This is a genomic window from uncultured Aquimarina sp., from assembly GCF_947492965.1.
Lineage (GTDB): Bacteria > Bacteroidota > Bacteroidia > Flavobacteriales > Flavobacteriaceae > Aquimarina.
In genome coordinates, this window is sequence record NZ_CANLOZ010000004.1 from 268062 (window position 1) to 288840 (window position 20779).

At 33.6% G+C, this 20779-nt stretch carries 21 protein-coding genes; 17 read left to right on the plus strand and 4 right to left on the minus strand.

Annotated elements, in window-relative coordinates:
• Positions 1-129 precede the first annotated feature (129 nt).
• From prs to Q1B37_RS12430, 12 genes are all read left to right on the plus strand, one after another.
• Complete coding sequence (gene prs, locus Q1B37_RS12375) at positions 130-954, plus strand: ribose-phosphate diphosphokinase (RefSeq protein ID WP_299899019.1); 825 nt, start codon at positions 130-132, stop codon at positions 952-954.
• A gap of 89 nt (positions 955-1043) precedes the next feature.
• Positions 1044-1502 (plus strand): nucleoside 2-deoxyribosyltransferase domain-containing protein, encoded by a 459-nt coding sequence (locus Q1B37_RS12380; protein WP_299899021.1) that lies wholly within the window; start codon positions 1044-1046, stop codon positions 1500-1502.
• Complete coding sequence (locus Q1B37_RS12385; RefSeq protein WP_299606876.1) at positions 1499-2053, plus strand: NADAR family protein; 555 nt, start codon at positions 1499-1501, stop codon at positions 2051-2053. Before Q1B37_RS12380 ends, Q1B37_RS12385 begins: the two co-directional genes overlap by 4 nt.
• A 253-nt stretch (positions 2054-2306) precedes the next feature.
• The gene (locus tag Q1B37_RS12390) at positions 2307-2942 is read left to right on the plus strand and encodes a DUF4291 domain-containing protein (RefSeq protein WP_299899023.1); all 636 of its coding nucleotides are present in this window, start codon (positions 2307-2309) and stop codon (positions 2940-2942) included.
• Between the two features lie 10 nt (positions 2943-2952).
• A complete protein-coding gene (locus Q1B37_RS12395) occupies positions 2953-3546 on the plus strand; it encodes a DUF4291 domain-containing protein (protein WP_299899024.1) in 594 nt (197 codons plus the stop codon).
• A 14-nt stretch (positions 3547-3560) separates the two neighbouring features.
• Positions 3561-4508 carry an ADP-ribosylglycohydrolase family protein gene (locus Q1B37_RS12400; protein WP_366944322.1) on the plus strand — a complete coding sequence of 316 codons (948 nt, stop codon included), beginning with the start codon at positions 3561-3563 and terminating at the stop codon, positions 4506-4508.
• A gap of 7 nt (positions 4509-4515) precedes the next feature.
• Complete coding sequence (locus tag Q1B37_RS12405; RefSeq protein ID WP_299899025.1) at positions 4516-5478, plus strand: DUF1152 domain-containing protein; 963 nt, start codon at positions 4516-4518, stop codon at positions 5476-5478.
• 2 nt (positions 5479-5480) lie between these two features.
• Positions 5481-6002: an O-acetyl-ADP-ribose deacetylase gene (locus Q1B37_RS12410; RefSeq protein ID WP_299899026.1), complete on the plus strand. Its 522-nt coding sequence runs from the start codon at positions 5481-5483 to the stop codon at positions 6000-6002.
• 267 nt (positions 6003-6269) lie between these two features.
• On the plus strand, positions 6270-6686 hold the full coding sequence (locus tag Q1B37_RS12415) for an ADP-ribosylation/crystallin J1 (RefSeq protein ID WP_299606883.1): 417 nt from the start codon (positions 6270-6272) through the stop codon (positions 6684-6686).
• Positions 6673-7218 carry an RNA 2'-phosphotransferase gene (locus tag Q1B37_RS12420; protein WP_299899027.1) on the plus strand — a complete coding sequence of 182 codons (546 nt, stop codon included), beginning with the start codon at positions 6673-6675 and terminating at the stop codon, positions 7216-7218. The genes Q1B37_RS12415 and Q1B37_RS12420 overlap by 14 nt, the downstream gene beginning before the upstream one ends.
• Positions 7219-7273: 55 nt before the next feature.
• Positions 7274-7825: a 2OG-Fe(II) oxygenase gene (locus tag Q1B37_RS12425; protein ID WP_299899028.1), complete on the plus strand. Its 552-nt coding sequence runs from the start codon at positions 7274-7276 to the stop codon at positions 7823-7825.
• Positions 7822-8559, plus strand: coding sequence for a metallophosphoesterase family protein (locus Q1B37_RS12430; protein ID WP_299899029.1), 738 nt, complete (start codon positions 7822-7824; stop codon positions 8557-8559). Before Q1B37_RS12425 ends, Q1B37_RS12430 begins: the two co-directional genes overlap by 4 nt.
• Positions 8560-8563: 4 nt before the next feature.
• Here the strand turns inward: Q1B37_RS12430 and Q1B37_RS12435 are convergent, their stop codons facing one another.
• Positions 8564-10987 (minus strand): T9SS type B sorting domain-containing protein, encoded by a 2424-nt coding sequence (locus Q1B37_RS12435; RefSeq protein WP_299899030.1) that lies wholly within the window; start codon positions 10985-10987, stop codon positions 8564-8566.
• A gap of 714 nt (positions 10988-11701) precedes the next feature.
• Between Q1B37_RS12435 and Q1B37_RS12440 the strand changes: the two genes are divergently transcribed.
• The 5 genes from Q1B37_RS12440 (at position 11702) to Q1B37_RS12460 (ending at position 17851) form a co-directional block, all read left to right on the plus strand.
• Positions 11702-12823: a hypothetical protein gene (locus tag Q1B37_RS12440; protein ID WP_299899031.1), complete on the plus strand. Its 1122-nt coding sequence runs from the start codon at positions 11702-11704 to the stop codon at positions 12821-12823.
• Positions 12824-12927: 104 nt separating this feature from the next.
• The gene (locus Q1B37_RS12445) at positions 12928-14373 is read left to right on the plus strand and encodes a nicotinate phosphoribosyltransferase (protein WP_299899033.1); all 1446 of its coding nucleotides are present in this window, start codon (positions 12928-12930) and stop codon (positions 14371-14373) included.
• A gap of 219 nt (positions 14374-14592) precedes the next feature.
• Positions 14593-15261, plus strand: coding sequence for a Crp/Fnr family transcriptional regulator (locus tag Q1B37_RS12450; RefSeq protein ID WP_299606895.1), 669 nt, complete (start codon positions 14593-14595; stop codon positions 15259-15261).
• A 73-nt stretch (positions 15262-15334) separates the two neighbouring features.
• Positions 15335-17080, plus strand: a complete 1746-nt coding sequence (locus Q1B37_RS12455) for a hypothetical protein (RefSeq protein WP_299899035.1) — start codon at positions 15335-15337, stop codon at positions 17078-17080.
• A gap of 210 nt (positions 17081-17290) precedes the next feature.
• Positions 17291-17851 (plus strand): redoxin family protein, encoded by a 561-nt coding sequence (locus Q1B37_RS12460; protein WP_299899037.1) that lies wholly within the window; start codon positions 17291-17293, stop codon positions 17849-17851.
• Here the strand turns inward: Q1B37_RS12460 and Q1B37_RS12465 are convergent, their stop codons facing one another.
• The 3 genes from Q1B37_RS12465 to crtI form a co-directional block, all read right to left on the minus strand.
• Entirely contained in the window at positions 17852-18301 is a 450-nt protein-coding gene (locus Q1B37_RS12465; protein WP_299606899.1) for a beta-carotene hydroxylase, read from the minus strand.
• A 34-nt stretch (positions 18302-18335) separates the two neighbouring features.
• The gene (locus Q1B37_RS12470; protein ID WP_299899039.1) at positions 18336-19175 is read right to left on the minus strand and encodes a phytoene/squalene synthase family protein; all 840 of its coding nucleotides are present in this window, start codon (positions 19173-19175) and stop codon (positions 18336-18338) included.
• 88 nt (positions 19176-19263) lie between these two features.
• The gene (crtI, locus tag Q1B37_RS12475; protein WP_299899041.1) at positions 19264-20757 is read right to left on the minus strand and encodes an NAD(P)/FAD-dependent oxidoreductase; all 1494 of its coding nucleotides are present in this window, start codon (positions 20755-20757) and stop codon (positions 19264-19266) included.
• Positions 20758-20779 lie beyond the last annotated feature (22 nt).

Sequence of the window (20779 nt, forward strand, 5' to 3'; positions counted from 1 at the left end):
AGAAAAATGGAAGGGTTGATAATTGGTATAATTTAAAATGCATCAAAAACCCTTTTTATTGTAATTTTTACGCAAAATATTTTGTAGATATATTTTTCTATTCTAAATTTGCGTAAAAATAACACAATTATGAAGTTTTTACATTTAGATCCATCGTTTACACCTTTTGGAAAGTCAATTGAGTTTAATGCATTTGTTTTTAATGGAGGAGAACCACATATCAAAATCTCAGAAAACAATGTTGGTAATGAAGTAATGATTACCCATCGATTAAACTCATTTAATGATGTGGGGTTGTTATTAGTAGCTACAGATGTATTACGAAGAATGGGTGTGAAAGAGATTAAGGTGTTGATTCCTTACTTCCCAGCAGCTAGACAAGATCGAGTGATGGTTTCTGGTGAAGCATTAAGCGTAAAGGTATATGCAGATATTATAAATGCTCAGAATTACAGTGAAGTAATGGTGTTTGACCCACATTCAGAAGTGACATCAGCATTATTGGATAATGTAAATGTGATTCAGAATTATGAGTTTGTAAAACAGTGTTTGAATCATATTGATGAAGAGGTGTTATTGATTTCGCCAGATGGAGGTGCTTTAAAAAAGATCTATAAAGTATCTGAGTATTTAGGAGGCATAGAAGTGATAGAATGTTCAAAGAAGAGAGATGTAAAAACAGGAAAGTTATCTGGATTTAGAGTATATGAGGAAGATTTAAAAGGAAAGCATTGTGTAATTGTCGACGATATCTGTGATGGAGGAGGAACATTTTTAGGATTGGCAACTGCTTTAAAAGAAAAGAATGCAGGAAAATTAGGTTTGATTGTAAGTCATGGGATTTTTAGTAGAGGTTTTGAAGAACTAAAGAAATCTTTTGATATGGTTTTTACCACCAATTCTTTTAAAGATGTTCATGAAGATGGAGTAGTTCAGTTTCCAATGGTTAAATAATTGAAGCTAATATCAAACAGTCATCCTGAGCTTGTCGAAGGGTTTGACAATGAAAAAAAGAATAAAGTAAAATATAATATAATATAACCATGAACCTAATCACAGCACCATCTACAATAGAACTTGATAAAAACTTCAGCGTTTTTTTAGCAGGAAGTATCGAAGTTGGTGTTGCCAAAAGATGGCAAGACATAGTGATTCAAGAATTGTCTAATGAAAAAGTAACCTTACTCAACCCAAGAAGGGATAGTTGGGATCAAAGTTGGAAACAGACTATCGATGATCCAGTATTTAATAAACAGGTAAACTGGGAGTTAGAAGCATTAGAAAAATCGGATATGATCACTATGTACTTTGATAAAAATACAAAGTCTCCTATTACCTTATTGGAATTAGGATTGTTTGCCAAAAGCGGAAAGTTAATCGTTTGTTGTCCTGATGGATTTTGGAGAAAAGGAAATGTAGATATCGTTTGTGAACGATATGGAATACAACAAGTAATGAGTTTAAACGAATTGGTTCGTGAAATAAAAGAAAGAATACAATGAAGTATACGATACAAAATATACAAGAACAATTTAATAAAGGAAAAAGCCTGAAGTATCTATTCTTTTGGGGACATACTCCTAATAAAGATGGTAGTATCGGTAAAAGCTGTTTTAGTCAGTGGTGGAATAATGCTTTTGAGGTAGAAGGAGTACGCTATAAAACAGCAGAACATTGGATGATGGCTAAGAAAGCCATTTTGTTTAATGATGAGACGATGTTGCAAAAAATCATTGACTGTAATCATCCTATGGAAGCTAAACAATTTGGTAGAAAGGTAAAAAACTTTGATCCTGAGATTTGGAATCAGCATAAATATGAGATTGTGAAAGAAGGAAATTTTCATAAGTTTTCGCAGAATGAAGAAATGAAACAATTTTTACTGGATACAAAGAACAGAATCATTATTGAAGCAAGTCCAAGAGATCGTATATGGGGAATAGGCATGGGGCAAGCAAATGAAAAGGCACAAAACCCCAATTTATGGAGAGGACAAAACCTACTAGGTTTTGCACTGATGGAGGTAAGAGATGAATTAAATAAAGAAAGTTAAAGTAGAATAATAATTCGTCCTATTGAAATTTCAACGTAAAAAACGAAGTGAACGCAGCGTAAAATTAAATTTTTGTGGCATCAGAATATAAATTTAAAAACTTGTTTTCCTATGAAAACTTAAAGTTCAAGTAACTCAAAAAGGTTTTAATTTAGTTTAGAGAAGAGAACGATGTTTTTAGTTGAAATTTCATAAGACTAGACTTTTTTGTTTCTTTTTTCGGTAATGGAAAAAGAAAATAATAATAGATAAAATGAAACTTGAATTAAAAAAATATAGAGAACAAGAACCATACTGGCCACAAGAAGGATATCATATCATGGCGCAGTATGATGATGAGAAAATTATAGTGTATCAATCCTATAGACCAGAAATTGGAAATTTTGCAGTACAAAATCAATTCTTTGGAGGTGCTTTCAGTCTGGAAAGAATGACATGGATAAAACCTAATTTTCTTTGGATGATGTATCGAAATGGTTGGGGAACTAAAGAAGGGCAGGAAGTAGTCTTAGCGATTCATTTAAAAAGAACAGCTTTTGAGAAGTATTTAGAGAATGCTGTGTATTCATCTTTTAAACCTGATTTATACGAATCGTTTGAATTATGGCAAACAGATGTAGCCAAATCCAATGTTCGATTGCAATGGGATCCTGATCATAATCCGTATGGAGCTAAATTAGAAAGGAGAGCCATTCAAATAGGATTAAGAAAGGAATTTATAAGATCCTTTGCTAAAGATGATATTCTAGAGATCGAGGATATCTCGGGTTTTGTTAACGAACAATATGAGTTTGTAAAATCAGGAGATTTAGAACAATTAGTGACGCCTTTGGAAAAACCAATGCTTTTTGAGAATGAGGAATTAAACAAGTATTTGAAATTGAAATAAAGAATTGAAGATGGGAAGAGTTCAGGAAATACGAGCAAACTATGATAGAGAAATAATTACAGTGTATCAGGCATATAGTAAAGCTATTGCCTTACCTGCAATTCAGCATAATAAGTTCGAAGCTCCATTTTCTTTTCATAGAATGACTTGGATAAAACCTTCCTATTTATGGTTAATGGCTAGAAGTAATTGGGGAACAAAATCCAATCAGGAATATATCCTTGCCATAAAAATAACAAGAACAGGTTGGGAGAAAGCATTGTCATTAGGGGTGTTGACGGATCCGGATAAAACTATTTATAAAAGTGGATCGGTATGGAAACAAGCGTTTGAAAATGCAAAAGTGCATATTCAATGGGATCCCGAAAGAACGCTGAAAGGAGCCAAAATGGACATACGATCCATACAAGTTGGAATTGGTAGCGATCTGATCAAAGAGTATAATGAGGAATGGATCCAGGAAATAGTGGATTTGACTCCCTTGACACGAAAAATAAAAGATCTGATTAAAAAAGGAAAATATAAAGAAGCGAAAAGACTAGTTCCGGATGAGAAAGTGTATGCGGTATCTGAAAGTATACAACAAAACATTGGAATTAGGTAAAAAGAATGGTAGAAATGAAAACAATGTTAGAACATATAAAAGGAGGAATATTTGGAATAGCTGTTGGTGATGCGCTGGGAGTACCTTATGAGTTTCTGGATCGTGATCAAATGGATAAGAGACCTGCTCGAGATATGATTGGTTATGGTACTCATAACCAACCGCCAGGAACTTGGTCAGATGATAGCTCACTAACATTTTGTCTAATGGATAGTTTATGTAATGGATATGATTTAGAGGATATTGCATCTAAGTATGCGGCTTGGTTTTATGAGAATTTATGGACGCCTAGAGGTTTTGTATTTGATATTGGTATAACAACTAAAAACGCGATTTATCAATACAAAAGAGGAATGAGACCTGATTTATGTGGTGGATTAGATGAATACTCCAACGGTAATGGGTCTTTAATGCGAATTTTACCATTAGCTTATTATTTGAAGAGTGAAGAAGATATTGAAATTAGGTATGATGTGATTAAAAGAGTGTCTTCTATTACACATGGACATTTGCGCTCGGTTTTTTCATGTTTTATCTATGTTGAATATGTCTTATTACTTCTAAACGGATTGGATAAGTTTGAAGCATATGAAAATATAAAGCAACCCATTCTAGATTTTGCTGGGCAAAATGATTTTAATCCAAAAGAGATTTCCCTTTTCTCAAGAATATTGGAAGAGGATATTTCAAAACAAGATCGATTTAATATCAAAGGTACAGGATACGTGTTGAGATCCCTTGAGGCAAGTTTTTGGTGTCTACTTACTTCAAATTCGTTTGAAGAAGCAGTTTTGAAAGGAATCAATTTAGGAGAAGATACTGATACTACTGCTGCTATTACAGGTGGTTTAGCGGGAATATACTTTGGATATGATGCAATACCAGAAACTTGGAAATTTCAATTAGCTAGATTTGAAGATATAGAGGATTTAATAGAAAGGTTTAATAAAAATTTAAACTAATAAAGCTATGTATACTTTAGATAAAATACCTTTTTTTCAGGAAATAGAAGGAAGTAATAATATTCTTTTAGCAGGAATGGGAGGTGGTTTTGATATTTACGCAGCAATACCACTGTACTTTAGTCTAATAAAACAAAGGAAAAAAGTAACCATTGCGAATTATTCATTCACCAGATTAAATGATACCACGTCCGAATCAGTATTTCCATTTTGTTACAAGATAAGTCCAGGAGATCAGATTTACGCTTTTCCAAGATATTTTCCAGAGAAATATTTAAAGTTATGGTTTCATCTACAGGGAATTTTGGTAGATATCTATGCGTTTGAAAGAACTGCTGTACAACCCTTAAAAGATGCTTATCAGTTTTTAGTAGATAAACATGAAATAGATACTGTAATTCTGGTAGATGGAGGCACTGATTGTTTAATGTTTGGAGATGAAGAAGGATTAGGAACTCCTCAAGAAGATATTTGTTCTATGGCTGCAGTATTTCAGACCAAAGTGGATAAGAAATTATTATTGAGTGTAGGATTTGGTGTGGATCATTATCATGGAGTTTCACATTATAGATTTCTAGAAAATCTGGCAGAATTAGATAGAGAACAGGCTTATTTGGGGTCTTTTCAGGTATTGAATTCTATGACCGAAGGTCAAAAATATAAAGAGGCTATTGATTTTGTAGATACTAAAATGAAAGGAATGGAAAGCATTGTTTCCAATTCAATTATAAGTGCCTTAGAAGGAAATTATGGAGATTATCACAGAACATCAAGAACCAAAGGAAGCGAATTATGGATCAATCCATTAATGACTATTTACTGGAGTTTTAAGTTAGAAAATGTGATGAAGAAGAACACCTATTATGAGTATATAAAAAACACAAATACCGTAGGAGAGTTTAGCGCTAGATTAGCCGATTATAGAAGAACGTTAGTGGATTATAGAGAAAAACGACAGATACCTATTTAGAAATGAAACTAAAAGTACTACAAGCGGATATTACAACTTTTGAAGTAGATGCAATTGTCAACGCAGCCAATACCTCTTTATTAGGAGGTGGTGGTGTAGACGGAGCTATACATAGAAAAGGAGGAGTTGAGATTTTAGAAGCTTGTAGAAAAATCAGAGCAACACAAGGAAAATGTAATCCAGGAGAAGCAGTTATTACTACTGCCGGTAATCTTACTGCGAAGTATGTTATTCATACTGTTGGACCAGTTTGGAATAATGGAGGAAAAGATAAAGAGGAGACTTTATCTAAATGTTATAGCAATTCACTAAGACTAGCAGTGGAGAATGATTGTAAAACAATTGCTTTTCCAAATATCAGTACAGGAATTTATAAGTTTCCAAAAGAATTGGCCGCCAATATAGCTATTCATACGGTAACAAATGACCCGAATCTGACACATATGAAAGAAGTACTATTCGTGTGCTACGATGAGGTGAATTTTAAAATATATCGGAAGATTATTAAAGAAAATAAATATTAATATAAAATGTCCTATTGAAATTTCAACGTAAAAAATGAAGTGAGCGAAACGTAAAATTAAATTTTTGTAAGACCTGAATGAAAATGTAAAAATCGGTTTTTCTATGAAAACTGTAAGTCCCAATACTTCAAAATGGTTTTAATTTAATTTAGTGGAGAGAAAGATATTTTTAGTTAAAAATTCATAAGACTAGACTTTTTTGTTAGTCATTTTGAGCTCGTCGAAGGGTTCGGCAATGGAAAAAAGAAAAATAAGGACAACAGAAAAATGAAAACAAAAACTTTATACAGACCCGTTGGATTAAAAGAATTAGAGCTAATTCATCATAGTAACTGGAAGCAGTTTCCACCAAGATTGAATTGGCAACCTATCTTTTATCCTGTGATGAACGAAGCGTATGCTATAGAAATCGCTACTAAATGGAATTTGGATGATGAAGGTTCTGGATATTCAGGTTTTGTAACAGCATTTGATATGAATGCGGAATTTATTTCAAAATATAAGATTGAAAATGTAGGAGGACCGATTCATAACGAATTATGGGTTCCCGCAGAAGAATTACAGGAATTTAATAACCATATAGTAGGAGAAATCAGGATAACGAAAGCATATTTTGGAAAGAAATATGTCCATCCTGAAAATGAAGAATTAAAAGGAATGATTAGAACACATGAAAACAAATAATAAACAAATAAGTAAGTTTTTAAGCCTTATCCTTAGGCATAATCCTAGAAAAATAGGATTAGTACTAGATGAAAATGGATGGGCAGATGTAAATGAGTTACTGGAAAAAGCGAATAAAGATCATCATCAACTTACTCCAGAAATATTAAAAGAAGTTGTTGAAACAAATGATAAAAAACGATTTGCTTTTAATGATGATGAAACCAAAATCAGAGCGAATCAGGGGCATTCGATTAGGGTTGATTTAGAGTATACTCCCATAGAACCACCAGAGTTCTTATATCATGGAACGGTAGGTAAATTTAGAGAAGCCATTAAGAAACAAGGCTTACTAAAAATGAGTAGACATCATGTTCATTTGAGTGAAGAAAGAGAAACTGCTACAAGTGTAGGAGCAAGAAGAGGTGTTCCTATCATATTATCCATACGATCAGGAGAAATGTATAGAAATGGAATCGAATTCTATCAATCAGATAATGGAGTTTGGTTAACGGATACCGTACCTCCAGAATATATTGAGTTTAAGACTTGAAAGTAATGAGACCTATCAGGTTTTCCAAACCTCATAGGTCTTAAAATCGAAATAAATGATTAAAGAAGTACTACATCCAGAAATATATTTAATTAAAGAATTTTTAAGCAAAGAAAAATGTGATCATTTTATAGAGAAAGGAGAACAGGTTTCTTTTGAAGAAGCAAAAGTAGCTATAGATGGTAGGCAAGTTAAAATAAAAGGAATTCGTAATAATCAACGAATCTTATTCAAAGATCAGTTATTGGCGGATCAATTATGGAAAAAGATGGAGTCTCAAGTGGTTTCAACTTTAGGGAAGTACAAGGCATGTGGACTTAATGAAATGTTTCGTATCTATAAATATGAAGAAGGGCAACGTTTTAAAATGCACAGAGACGGTAGTTATAGACGTAATGAGAAAGAATGTAGCTTCTTTTCATTTTTGATATATCTTAATCAGGATTTCGAAGGAGGAGAAACTCATTTTGAAAATGGTATTACCATCCACCCTGAGATCGGAGATGCGTTATTGTTTCATCATCCTTTACGACATGAAGGAAAACCAATTCTATCCGGAGAGAAATATGTACTTAGAACCGATATAATGTATAAGTTAGAAGAATGAGAACACTTGTAATTGGAGATATACACGGAGGTTATAAAGCATTGCTTCAAGTTTTAGAACGTGCCAACGTAACAAAAGAAGATACATTGATTTTTTTAGGAGATTATGTAGATGGTTGGAGTCAATCTGCAGAAACGATTCATAAACTGATAGAATTATCTAATACTAATGAATGTATATTCATAAGAGGGAATCATGATCTTTGGTGTGGTTTGTGGTTGCAGAAAGGTGCAACAAATCCTGTTTGGCTTGCTAATGGGGGAGAAGAAACCATACAGAGTTATATCAGATCTGGCCACTTAGCGAATTTTGAACATAAAAACTTCTTTTTAAAAGCCCTAAAGAATTATCATATTGATGATCAAAATAGATTGTTCCTACATGCAGGTTTTACCTCAATGCATGGGGTAGATAGAGAAGAATATGAATCCAATTATTATTGGGATAGAACGTTGTGGGAAGCAGCATTGTTGGCTGATAAAGTCGACGAAAAGACATTAGATGATGTGTTAACAAGTCCAAAACGATTCAATCACTATAAAGAAATTTATATCGGACATACGCCCACAACAGATTATAAAAGAGATACTCCGATTAAAGCATATAATCTATGGAATATAGATACAGGAGCAGCATTTACTGGAAAACTTACCATTTTGGATATCGATACCAAAGAATTCTGGCAGAGCGATTCATTACCAACCCTATACCCAGACGAAAAAGGACGCAATTAGCTCATTATCTTCTTAAGGTAAAATGACTTCTATAGGTTTCAGATCCATCTTTCATTTCAGCTACGAACCAATAATCGGTTCCTGGCATAGGTATGCCATTGTATATTCCATCCCATCCTTGTCCATTAGGGTCTATTTGAGCAAGCAATCTTCCATATCGATCAAAAATAAATAAATCCATATCCGGTACGGTATTATCAGAAATAACATTCCAGAAATCATTAAAACCGTCATTGTTTGGAGTAAAAAAAGCTGGAAAACCTATAACCAGAATAGTAGCTGTAAGTTCGCCACATCCATCTGTATTTCTAACAGTTACTGTGTGAGTACCCAAAGAAACATTAGAAAAAAGGTTGCTGTCCTGATAAAATCCATTATCCAAAGAGAATTCATAAGGACCACTACCACCTGTTACCGTTGCAAGAATACCGTTTTCACTAGAAAAAAGGCCATTGGTAAGACTAAGAGATAACGACTCAGGTCCTTCAGTAAAATTAACCGTTACAGAAGCTTCTCCAGCGCAAGTACCACCGGTATTACTCGTGTATTCAACTAAATATTCTCCGGGATTTTCTGCAATGAATGAAGAACCGGCAGCACCAAGAATAATTATTCCATCTAAGCTCCAAACAAAGGAAAAAAGAGAAGGATCCAGATTTGTTTCTAAAACTGGAAACGATTCCCCATCAACTGGCTGTCCAGTCTCATCAATACATATCGGTGAAGGAGTATCGAATACTACTTGCGGACAAAAACAGTCTGGTGACATCACAGTTTCTGTAATCGAACAAGTACTTACAATTGAGGAGGTAATAGTGATAACAACCTCTGTATCAAATGGGATATCGAAAATGATATTATTCGTCATATCTACGGTTCCTGCAGAGGCAGTAACCGAAATATTAGCTCCTGTTTGATAGGTAATTTCATAAGTGCCATTACTACATTGCGTAGTAACTGCAGAGATGGTAGGTAAGGGGACAGCTTGCACGGTAACTGTTGCACTGTCATTACCACATCCATTTCCAGAATCGATGGTATAGGTATAAATTCCATCAGGGTCCGTTCCAGGAGTAAATATACCGGTACCACTACTAAGTGTTGGAGACCAAGTTCCTCCGGTATCTGGTGTTCCTCCAAGAATAGTAAAGAGATCAATGGGAGCATCTGTTTCGCATATATCTAATGTTTCAGACTCTCCTGCATTCGGCGCACTAATTAATGTTACAGTTACATTGGCTGAATCATCAGGGCAGTTCGTTCCGGTAACGGTATATGTATAGATACCAGGAGGATCTACAGAAGGATCAAAAACTCCAGTTCCACTTGCCAATGGCGGTGTCCAAGTACCACCAATGGTAGGAGTAATTCCAGTAAGTTGCGTATATAAATCCATTGGTGGACTAGTTGGGCAAATATCTAAAGATCCATCCTCGCCAGCATTCGGAGAATCGGTTCCGGTAACGGTCACATCATCTGTTAAAGTTATTTGCTCACCATCACAATTGGTATATACAATCTCAGCAGTATAGGTAGTATCCGTGTTTGGACAAACACTGATAGTAGAGGTATCACCAATTTCCATTCCTGAAGAATCAAACCAAGAAATTTCATAATTAGGATCCCCATTTGGAGTAAATCTCCACGCTTCGTTACTAATGTCAAAAGGACCATCGGAGGTATTTCTACCTGGAGGAACAAATGCCACAGTTCCTGGATTATTTTGTATTCCAATGACTGCATTTCCACTATTCCATGATGTACAAAAAGGTTTATCCTCTACATATACTTCGATAACATTGGTAGTTTCATAAAGTACCATCTGAAAAGTAGAGGTTAAGCTATTACAACTAGGGCTAAAATGAGCTACGGAAGAGTAGGAAACAACTAAAGTTCTACAAGGAGAAGTTCCTAATAATTCCCATCCAATTTCGGGAGAAGTACTGGTAATAGAGGGATCAATATCATGAGCTACTCCAAAAATATTAGCTTCGCCCAGAGTTGGATTCAAGTTTTCGGGTAAATCCTCATTAAATTGCCATTCATTACTTTGGTCTAAAGCATCCACTTCAAGTCGTATCACACCATTTGAACCAACTTGAATCTGATTATAAGTATCTCCAAAAAAACAAAAATTAAAAGGTAAATCGATAACACCTGACCAAATATCATCTACACCAAGACTTATAGGATTGGCAAGTCCTGTAAAAGGAAATGGAGGCGCATAAGGAACCGATGATACTTCGTAGCTAGTGGTAAGTCCGGTTTCTAAAAAATTCGCTGAAAGCTCTACACAAAGATTTGTGCAATCTGTGCTTTGATCTGGCCCAGCATCTAAATTAGGACATCCAGGAGCTTGACTATATATAGAAGAAAAACAAAGTAAAAAGCTAATAGTAATAGCTAACTTTAGGGTAAAGGTTTTCATGAATAGGAGTGGTTTTAAGATGATGTTGAGTTTTGTCGGTGAAAACTTCAATCAATCGGAGCTGAAATAAAGAGATATCATTGGTTTAAGTTTGTTTTATGAGTAATTAAGTATTTGCCTCTTTTGAAAAGGGTAAATACCATGTTCTAGTCAAAAAATCATGTATGCTGCATATCCAACGACAGTAAATCCAGTTCTAAATCTGAGATATTCACCAAAATAGGCACATTGGTAAATCAGATTTCTAAAACAAGAATATGTAGAATAAAAGGTACGTATTCCATCATATTCTCTTATGCATATTTAAAAACGTTCGTAGGAAAGATTTTAGTGTGTAAGTTGTTTCTGTTACGAATTGTAAGGTTTTTCTAAGTCTTGATGTGTTTCTAATGTGAAGTGTTTTTTGATACTAAAAAAAGTGCTATTTATCTGATTTTTATGGTTTATTTGAAGGAATTGTAGAATATGAACTTTTTCTATTTAAGTCTAAATTAACTTTTTTAACACGAAATTAATGGTTGACCAATAAGTGTAAGAAATTCTTCAAAAGTAGGGCGGTTGTAAAAAAGTTAACATAGTTTCAAAATCTATTTAGTAGTCACTTCTTGTGGTTATTAGCTTATGAAAAATATAAGTTTAACTGAAAACAGGGTAGTTCTAAATTAAAATAATAAAGACTTTTATCCTTTCAAAAAAATAGAATATATGATAATCATGAAGGGCTTAGTAAATACCGCAGATAAAAAGGCTATAAAGGGTACTTTGGTATGGTTTCTAAGTATTATTATATCTAATAGTATAAATGCACAACATATGGAAGATTTCATAGAATATGATTCCTTTATAATCGTTGATAAACCTCAGGATAAGTATAAAGGTATTTACAAGGATGGAATACCGTACGAAGGATATTTTTCCAAAGGGGATTCAGAGTTTCCAAGGGTGGATTATTACGAAAAAGGAAAACCCAAATTTCAATATTCATTAGATATTTATCAAATGGCATTAAATGAGGAATCTGAAGAAATGGAAGCTACTGAAGAAATGACTGAGGAAGCATACAATATGTATCTTAAAAATCGGTATAAACCAAAACTAAATATAAAATCAACCTATGAAAATGAAAAAATAGTTGATGGGTATCGTTATGAAGAAATAAAGTCAGGTTTATTGACAAGAAAAATAAAAAATGCTAAAACCATTGCTTTATTTGTGGATGTTTTTGCAATGCACTTTTATCAAAGAATTCATATCATTTTAGATGATGATCGGATATATATAAAGTCACCAACTATGGAAATGTCAGGAGAAAATCTGGAACTACAGTTGTACAGAGAAGATAATACCTGGATAACCAAACAAGAACTAAACCAAGAAACAATAGGATTATATTATTTTGTCATCGGAGAACCACAAAAACTGCTTTCTGATACTACGTTTTTTATATACGATCAGGAAGGGAATACCTATGGTTACGGCTATAAAGAATTTGAAAACATAGGAAATGGGATGAATCTAATGGATATAAATAGTATGTATTTTAGTAATCCTAAAATGTTTCTTACAAAGAATATAGAAACATTTTTTGAAGATTTTATAGACTTATATGCTGTTCAAATGGCAAAGGAAGAGGTAAGGCGAGAAGAACCAGAAATATACAAAGGTTATATACATACTGATGAAAACGCTGAAGTTATAAAGGGAATTCGATTTTTTGAGAATAAAGGAGATACGTATTACGAAAAATACGGAAAGGGTGATATATTAGAGCATAAAAAAGTAAGCTTACTTCATTTTCAACATATATTCAAAACTTATCTAGAAAATAATCGTTAACTACATGATTTGTCACTTGATATTTATAAAAATATCACTAAATATTTCGGTGTTTTAAAATTAAAAACTATATTTGCGTATAATTAACGCAAAATAAATAAAATATGAATCCACTATTATTGACAGACGGTTATAAATTAGGTCACAAAGAACAATATCCAGCAGGAACTACTTTAGTGTATTCTAATTGGACTCCAAGAAAAAGTAGAATTGAAGGGATTGATCATGTCGTTTTTTTCGGACTACAATATTTTATAAAAGAATATCTTATTAAACGATTTAATGAGAATTTTTTCGATTTACCTAAGGAAGATGTTGTTTCAGAATATAAAAAATATGTAGATAATTATTTAGGTGTTGACTACGATGTTTCGCACATCGGTGAGCTTCACGATTTAGGATATTTACCAATAGAAATAAAAGCATTGCCAGAAGGTACTGAAGTACCAATTCGCGTTCCTATGTTTACCTTGGTAAATACCAAACCTGAATTTTTTTGGTTAACGAATTATTTGGAAACATTACTTTCTAGCATTATTTGGCAACCTTGTACGTCTGCGACTATAGCAAAGCAATATCAAAAGATTCTTAGCAAGTATGCTACAGAAACCGATAAAGAAAATTTAGAGTTTATAACGTGGCAAGGACACGATTTTTCAATGCGTGGAATGTCTGGTACTGAATCTGCTATTATCAGTGGGATGGGGCATGCTCTTTCCTTTTCAGGAAGTGATACCTTACCAGTCGCTAAAGCTTATGAATTATATTACAATACAGATGTAACAAAAGAATTAGTTATAGGTAGTGTAAATGCAACTGAACATAGTGTAATGTGCGCTGGAAGTAAAGACGATGAAATCGGAACTTTTAGAAGACTTTTAAAAACATATGCTACAGGAATATTATCAGTAGTTTCAGATACATGGGATTTATGGAAAGTTCTCACAGAATATCTACCTGAGCTAAAAGACGAGATATTAAATCGAGATGGTAAACTAGTTATTCGTCCTGATTCTGGAGATCCTGTAGATATTATTTGCGGATGCGAACATGAAAATGAAGTTGTTGCGAAAGGAGTTGTCGAGTTGCTATGGGATGAGTTTGGAGGTACCATTAATGCACAAGGGTATAAGGTATTGAATCCTAAAATAGGAGCGATTTATGGAGATAGTATTACAATAGATAGGGCTACCCAGATTTGTGAACGTCTTAAAGAAAAAGGGTTTGCTTCTACTAATGTAGTTCTCGGGATTGGAAGTTTTACGTATCAATATAATACTAGAGATACTTTTGGTTTTGCCATGAAAGCAACCTATGTAGAAGTAAACGGAGAGGGAAGAGAAATTTTTAAAGATCCTATTACTGATGACGGTACTAAAAAATCTGCAAAAGGCTTGGTGCAGTTGTATGAGTCTGAAGGTCGAATTCATCTAAAAGATCAATGTTCTTTAGAAGACGAAAAACAAGGATTACTAAAAACTGTTTTTAAAGATGGTAAGTTGATTATGGATGATAACCTTTCTACGATAAGAGAGCGAATAAAGCAGTAAAAATAGATTTCAACTAATAAACTCCCAAAAAATATATTGGGAGTTTTTTTATGGATAAGTTTAGGGTTTTATTCCAAAGAGCTGTTATATTATTAAGGAGAACAGACATTTTTAGCACGATATATTTTGTTAATTTTTTGTAAGGATTGATTTTGGATTACGACGTCTATTTTAATATCAATGCTTTGATACGTAACTAACTTATAAAAACACAACATCATGAGTGCAATTTGGTTTTTTGAGGATGCCAATCTCTTTAAGGTATTATGTCCTCATAAATTTAAAAATTACAAGAAAGATCACGATTTCGACGCCTACAAAAAAAGTGATTATATCTATTTTGAAGAAGACTCTGCTAACAAAGTGTATCTAATTGAAAAAGGGAAAGTAAAAATCGGATACTACTCCGAAGATGGAAATGAAGTCGTAAAAGCAATTTTGACTCGAGGAGAGCTTTTTGGGGAAAAAGCTATTTTAGGAGAAGATCGAAGAACGGAATTTGCTCAATCCATAGATAATACTACTTCTATTTGTCCTATTGGTGTGCAAACAATGCATGATTTAATGCGAGACAATCAAACATTTAGTTTGAAAATATATAAGTTTATCGGATTGCGATTTAAACGTTTAGAAAGACGTTTGCAGCTTCTTCTATTTAAGGATACCAAAACAAGGTTATTAGAGTTCTTAAATGAGCTTAAGGAAGATTTTGGTTATTGTTGTCCTGATACAGGAGATACTGTTATTCATCATCCTTATACACAAAGAGATATAGCTAATCTTATAGGTACTTCTAGGCCCACTTTAAACATTCTTATGAATGAATTAAAAGAATCTAATAGAATTGATTTTAATAGAAAGGAAATCCGTTTAAAAATTGTTGCTTAATGTTAGCTACCTAACATTTTAAAATGTTTTATGAATTTACTTTTACAGTAATAATAATTATAAAACAAAAGCAATGTTTAAAAAACTGATAATAGGTATGCTAGCGGTTGGATTGATCGCAGTTTCCTGTAATGAGGATGATGACACTATACAAGTAGCAAACGCTGGAGAAATTTCTGGGGGACCGTTTGAATTTGATGTAGATGGAGAACCAGATATGGTTTCCGGAATCACCTTAGATGATACAAACGCCTTTGGAACAGGAAGTACTTGGATCGTTACAGATGATCAAGGACTTATTCTAGGTTTACCGCCTACATTAACAGCTGTAGAAGGAGTGAATTTTGATAGTGCTGGTGCTGGAACATGTTTGATATGGTATGCTAGGTACAATGGCGAAATTTCTGGATTAGAAATGGGAATGAATGCCAATGACGTTACTGGAGATTTTGATCTTTCAAACTCTATTACCGTAATCCGTAATCAAGTAGCAAATGCAGGATCTATAGAAGGTGGTCCATTTGAATTTGACGTGGATGGAGAAGCGGATATGGTATCTGGAATAACTTTAGATGACACTAATGCTTTCGGATCAGGAAGTACTTGGATTATTACGGATGATCTTGGAAATATTCTTGGGTTACCACCAACATTAACTGCTGTAGAAGGAGTGGATTTTGATGGTGCAGGCGCTGGAACTTGCTTGATCTGGTATGCAAGATACGAAGGAGATATTTCTGGATTGGAAATGGGAATGAATGCTAACGATGTAACAGGTGATTTTGACCTCTCTAATGCGATCACAGTTGTTCGTAACCAGGTGGTAAATGCAGGAACACTTTCTGGAGGACCTTACGAATTTGATGTAGATGGAGAACCAGATATGGTATCCGGAATTACCTTAGATGATTCTAATGCTTTTGGAGATAATAGTACTTGGATTATTACAGATGACCAAGGAAATATTTTAGGATTACCACCAACATTAATGGCAGTAGAAGGAGTGGATTTTGACGAAGCAGGAGCTGGTACTTGTTTAATTTGGTATGCAAGATATAATGGTACAGTAACAGGATTAGAAATGGGAATGAATGCTAATGACGTAACAGGAGATTTTGATCTTTCTAACGCAATTACAGTAGTTCGTAACCAAGTAGTAAATGCAGGAACACTTTCTGGTGGTCCATATGAATTTGATGTGGACGGAGAACCAGATATGGTCTCTGGAATTACCCTAGATGCTTCTAATGCTTTCGGTGACAATGGTACATGGATTATTACTGATGATCAAGGAAATATTTTAGGATTACCACCAACATTAATGGCGGTAGAAGGAGTAGATTTTGATGAAGCAGGAGCTGGTACTTGTTTGATTTGGTACGCAAGATATAATGGCACAGTAACGGGATTAGAAATGGGAATGAATGCCAATGATGTTATGGGTGATTTTGATCTTTCTAATGCGATCACAGTGGTACGTAATCAGGTAGTCAATGCGGGATCTATTTCAGGAGGACCTTACACATTTACTGTGGATGGAATGCCAGATACAGTATCTGGAATTACGTTAGATGATACGAATGCTTTTGGAGATAATAGTACTTGGATTATCACAGATGATCAAGGAAATATATTAGGACTCCCATCAACATTAGCACAAGTAGAAGGAGTAGATTTTGATGCAGCAGGAGTTGGAGTATGTTTAATCTGGTACGCAAGATATAATGGAACAGTAACTGGATTAGAGATGGGAATGAATGCAGCTAACGTTATGGGAGACTTTGATTTATCAAACTCAATAACGGTAACAAGAAACTAAAGGTATTCAGAAAAAGAAAAATAAAGTATCGAAGATAATGTGAACTTAACGTTGCATCTCTTCTCTTAAGAAGCGTAACACAATAGTTCATTGTTGTTTTTTTGTTAGTTTTAAAGCGCGGTCTCTGGCTGCGCTTTATTAATTTATATACTTTTGTAAGGAAACGGTTTATCTAAGACCAATCCTAAAAAATAGCACACATTATATCTTATGAAATTTGATAAAAAGAAAATATCCAACTTAATTTTTGTAGTCATATTATTACTGTTTTTTATTCCTAATACGAGAGGAATGATGCAAATTTTTCTTACCAGAATATTTTCTTTTAGTCCTAGTTTAGTTGCGGTAGAGGATCGCGCACAAGTAGCATCTTTTGATTGGAAATTACATGGTGTAAATACTGAATCTATGAACTTTAATAGTGCAGAAGGAAAAGTGATATTATTAAATTACTGGGCAACATGGTGTCCTCCTTGTATCGCGGAGATGCCTTCTCTTCAAAAGCTATATAACGATTATAAAGATAAAGTGGTTTTTGTTTTTCTTACCGAAGATGATGATCCCGAATTGAATAAATTTATGAGTGATAAGGATTATAATTATCCGATTTACCGATCGTTATCCGCGCATCCGGAGCCTTTTGTACATAAGCCAATACCAGGGACATACCTTATTGATAAAAAGGGAAATATTATTATTCACAAGGTTGGGGCTGCAGATTGGAATACTGAAAAAGTTAGAGCAACGATTGATCAACTTTTATCGGAATAATTATTTTTTAAAATATTTAAAGGGCACAAATAACATTCCAAAGCATTCTCCTTTGTCTTTTCCTAAGTGTTTGTGATGTATTTTATGGGCTCTTCGTACGCCTCTCGCGTACCAATGGTTAGCATTACGAAACATTTTGAATCGTTGATGAATAAAAATATCGTGTACGAAAAAATATGCAATACCATAGGCTAAAATACCAAAACCAATGGGTTTTCCCATCCAAAAAGTAACTGGGTCGTGCAACATAATACATGACATGCTAATAACAGCATAAAAAACAAAGAACAAATCATTACGTTCCCACCAGCTATTATGATCTTTATGGTGGTGATCTTTGTGTAGGGACCATAAAAATCCATGCATAACGTATTTATGAGTAAACCAGGCCATAAATTCCATTGCGCAAAACGTACTAACAAAAATTAATATCCAGATTAGAATATTCATTACAAATTATAAATAGGTTTGATCAAAAATACTATTAAATTAGGTTCATTCTATAATCAAAGTAAGATTTAGCTAATAATCCAAATTTTTGATAATTAGGAACTCTTATTCGAGTATTTTTTATTTCTACCGATGGAGTAGATTCTAATTTGTTTAGTAGTTTTTTATAGTAGATGTAAGCTGTGTATACACCAAATTTAGCCTCTACAGGTAATTTCATAATACCTTCAAAACCTTTGTCAAAGTCCTCTTGGATTTCTTCGATGATTCTGGATTTCGAAATTTCATCTAATCTTGTTAAATCTGTGTTTGGGAAGTATGTACGACTTAATTCTTCAAAATCTGCTTTTAAGTCTCTTAAAAAGTTTACTTTCTGGAAGGCTGAACCTAGGTGCATCGCACTTTTTTTAAGTTCATCGTATTTTTGTTGATCTCCTTTTACGAAAACTTTTAAGCACATAAGTCCAACTACATCGGCAGAACCGTAAATATATTCTTCGTACTCAGAAGTTGTTAAATAATCTGTTTTATGTAAGTCTAAACGCATACTCTTCATAAAGGCTTCATATAATTCCGGTTCGATATTGTATTCGTGAACAGTTTTCTGGAATGAATTAAGAATAGGATTTAAGCTTATTTTGTTTTGGATAGCTTTATACATTTCCTTTTCAAAATCGTTAAATAAAGTCTCTTTATCATAATCATGAAAACTATCTACAATTTCATCGGCAAATCTTACAAAGCCATAGATGTTATAGATATCCTGTCGGATGGAGTCTGATAACATTTTAGAAGCTAAAGAGAAAGATGTGCTGTAAGAGTTCGTAACTAGCTTACTGCAACTGTAAGAAATGGAGTCAAATAAAGCTTTCATAGAAGGTAGTTTTAGTTTAATTTTTAGATAAGAAAAAATTAATGTTAGGTCTATTCATAATGATAAGATGAAGTGCGAAATGTGGTTATCATACAACCTGTAATTTGGGTTGTCTGGAAACTTTACATTGTGATTCTATCAATCCTGCTACTAGTTTACCAGAAATTAGTGATGGCGGTACTCCTGGTCCGGGAACAGTTAGTTGTCCTGTAAAAAATAAATTCTGAACTTTTTTACTTTTCAACTTAGGTCTAAGAAATGCGGTCTGCAATAGGGTGTTTGCCATACCATAAGCATTTCCTTTGAATGAATTATATTCTTTTATAAAGTCCTTTACACAAAAGGACTCTTTAAAGATAATATTATTTTGAACACTTTGTTTCGTTAAATTTTCAAAACGTGTTATAATTTTATTAAAGTATTTTTCTCTTAAAGCTTCCGTATCTTCTATTCCTGGTGCTAATGGAATTAAGAAAAAACCATTTTCCATTCCTTCTGGAGCTGTACCACTGTCAGATACCGAAGTGAAGTTCGCATAAAATAACGGGTTTTCTGGCCATTTAGGATCATCATAAATATCTTTGGCATGAACATCAAAATCAGTATCAAAAAACAAATTATGATGCTCGATATTATTTAGTTTTTTGTCAAACCCTACATAAAAGAGTAGAGAAGAAGGTGCAAAAGTCTTTCGCTCCCAGTACTTTTCTGAATACTGTCTATATTTTTCATCAAGAAGTGTTTCTCCATGATGGTAATCTGCTCCACATAGAATTATATCTGCTTCGATGGTCGAAGCATTAACAACTACACCAGTAGTCTTACCATTTTCTACTAATATTTTGCTTACTGGAGTGTTTGTATGAATAGTAACACCTAGTGATTCGGCTAGTTTTTTCATTCCCAATATAACCTGGTACATTCCGCCTTTTGGATGCCAAGTTCCTAATCCAAAATCAGCATAGTTCATAAAACTATAAAAAGCAGGAGTGTCACTAGGTTTTGCACCTAGAAATAAAACTGGAAATTCTAAAATTTGAATTAGTTTCTTATTAGTAAATTCTTTTCTTACTTCCTTAGAAATAGTACTAAAAAACTGACCTACTTTCTTAATTGTTTCTTTGGTTACTAATTCTATTGGTGAAACACCAGGTCGATATACCAAGTTTTTTATCGCAATATCATAATTGCTTCTGGCTGCATCAATAAATTTTTTGAGCTTCGCTGCGCTTCCTTTTTCTTCTTTTTCGAAAGCTGCGTATATTTTATCAAGAGTATCTTCTATAGAAATACTTTTTCCATCTTCAAAAAACACCTGATATGCTGGATCTAGTTTATCCAATTTGTAAAAATCGGATGCTGAAGTATTAAAATCATTAAAAAATTTTTCAAAGACATCGGGCATCCAATACCAAGAAGGGCCTATATCGAATGTAAAACCTTCTTTTTTTAATTGACGTGCTCTACCACCAATAGTATCATTTTTTTCATAAATGGAAACTTCATATCCCAATTGTGCCAAATAGCAAGATGCGGAAAGAGAGGAAAAGCCAGAGCCTATTATTACTACTTTTGGCGTCATATTGGTTGGTTTATTTGGTAGA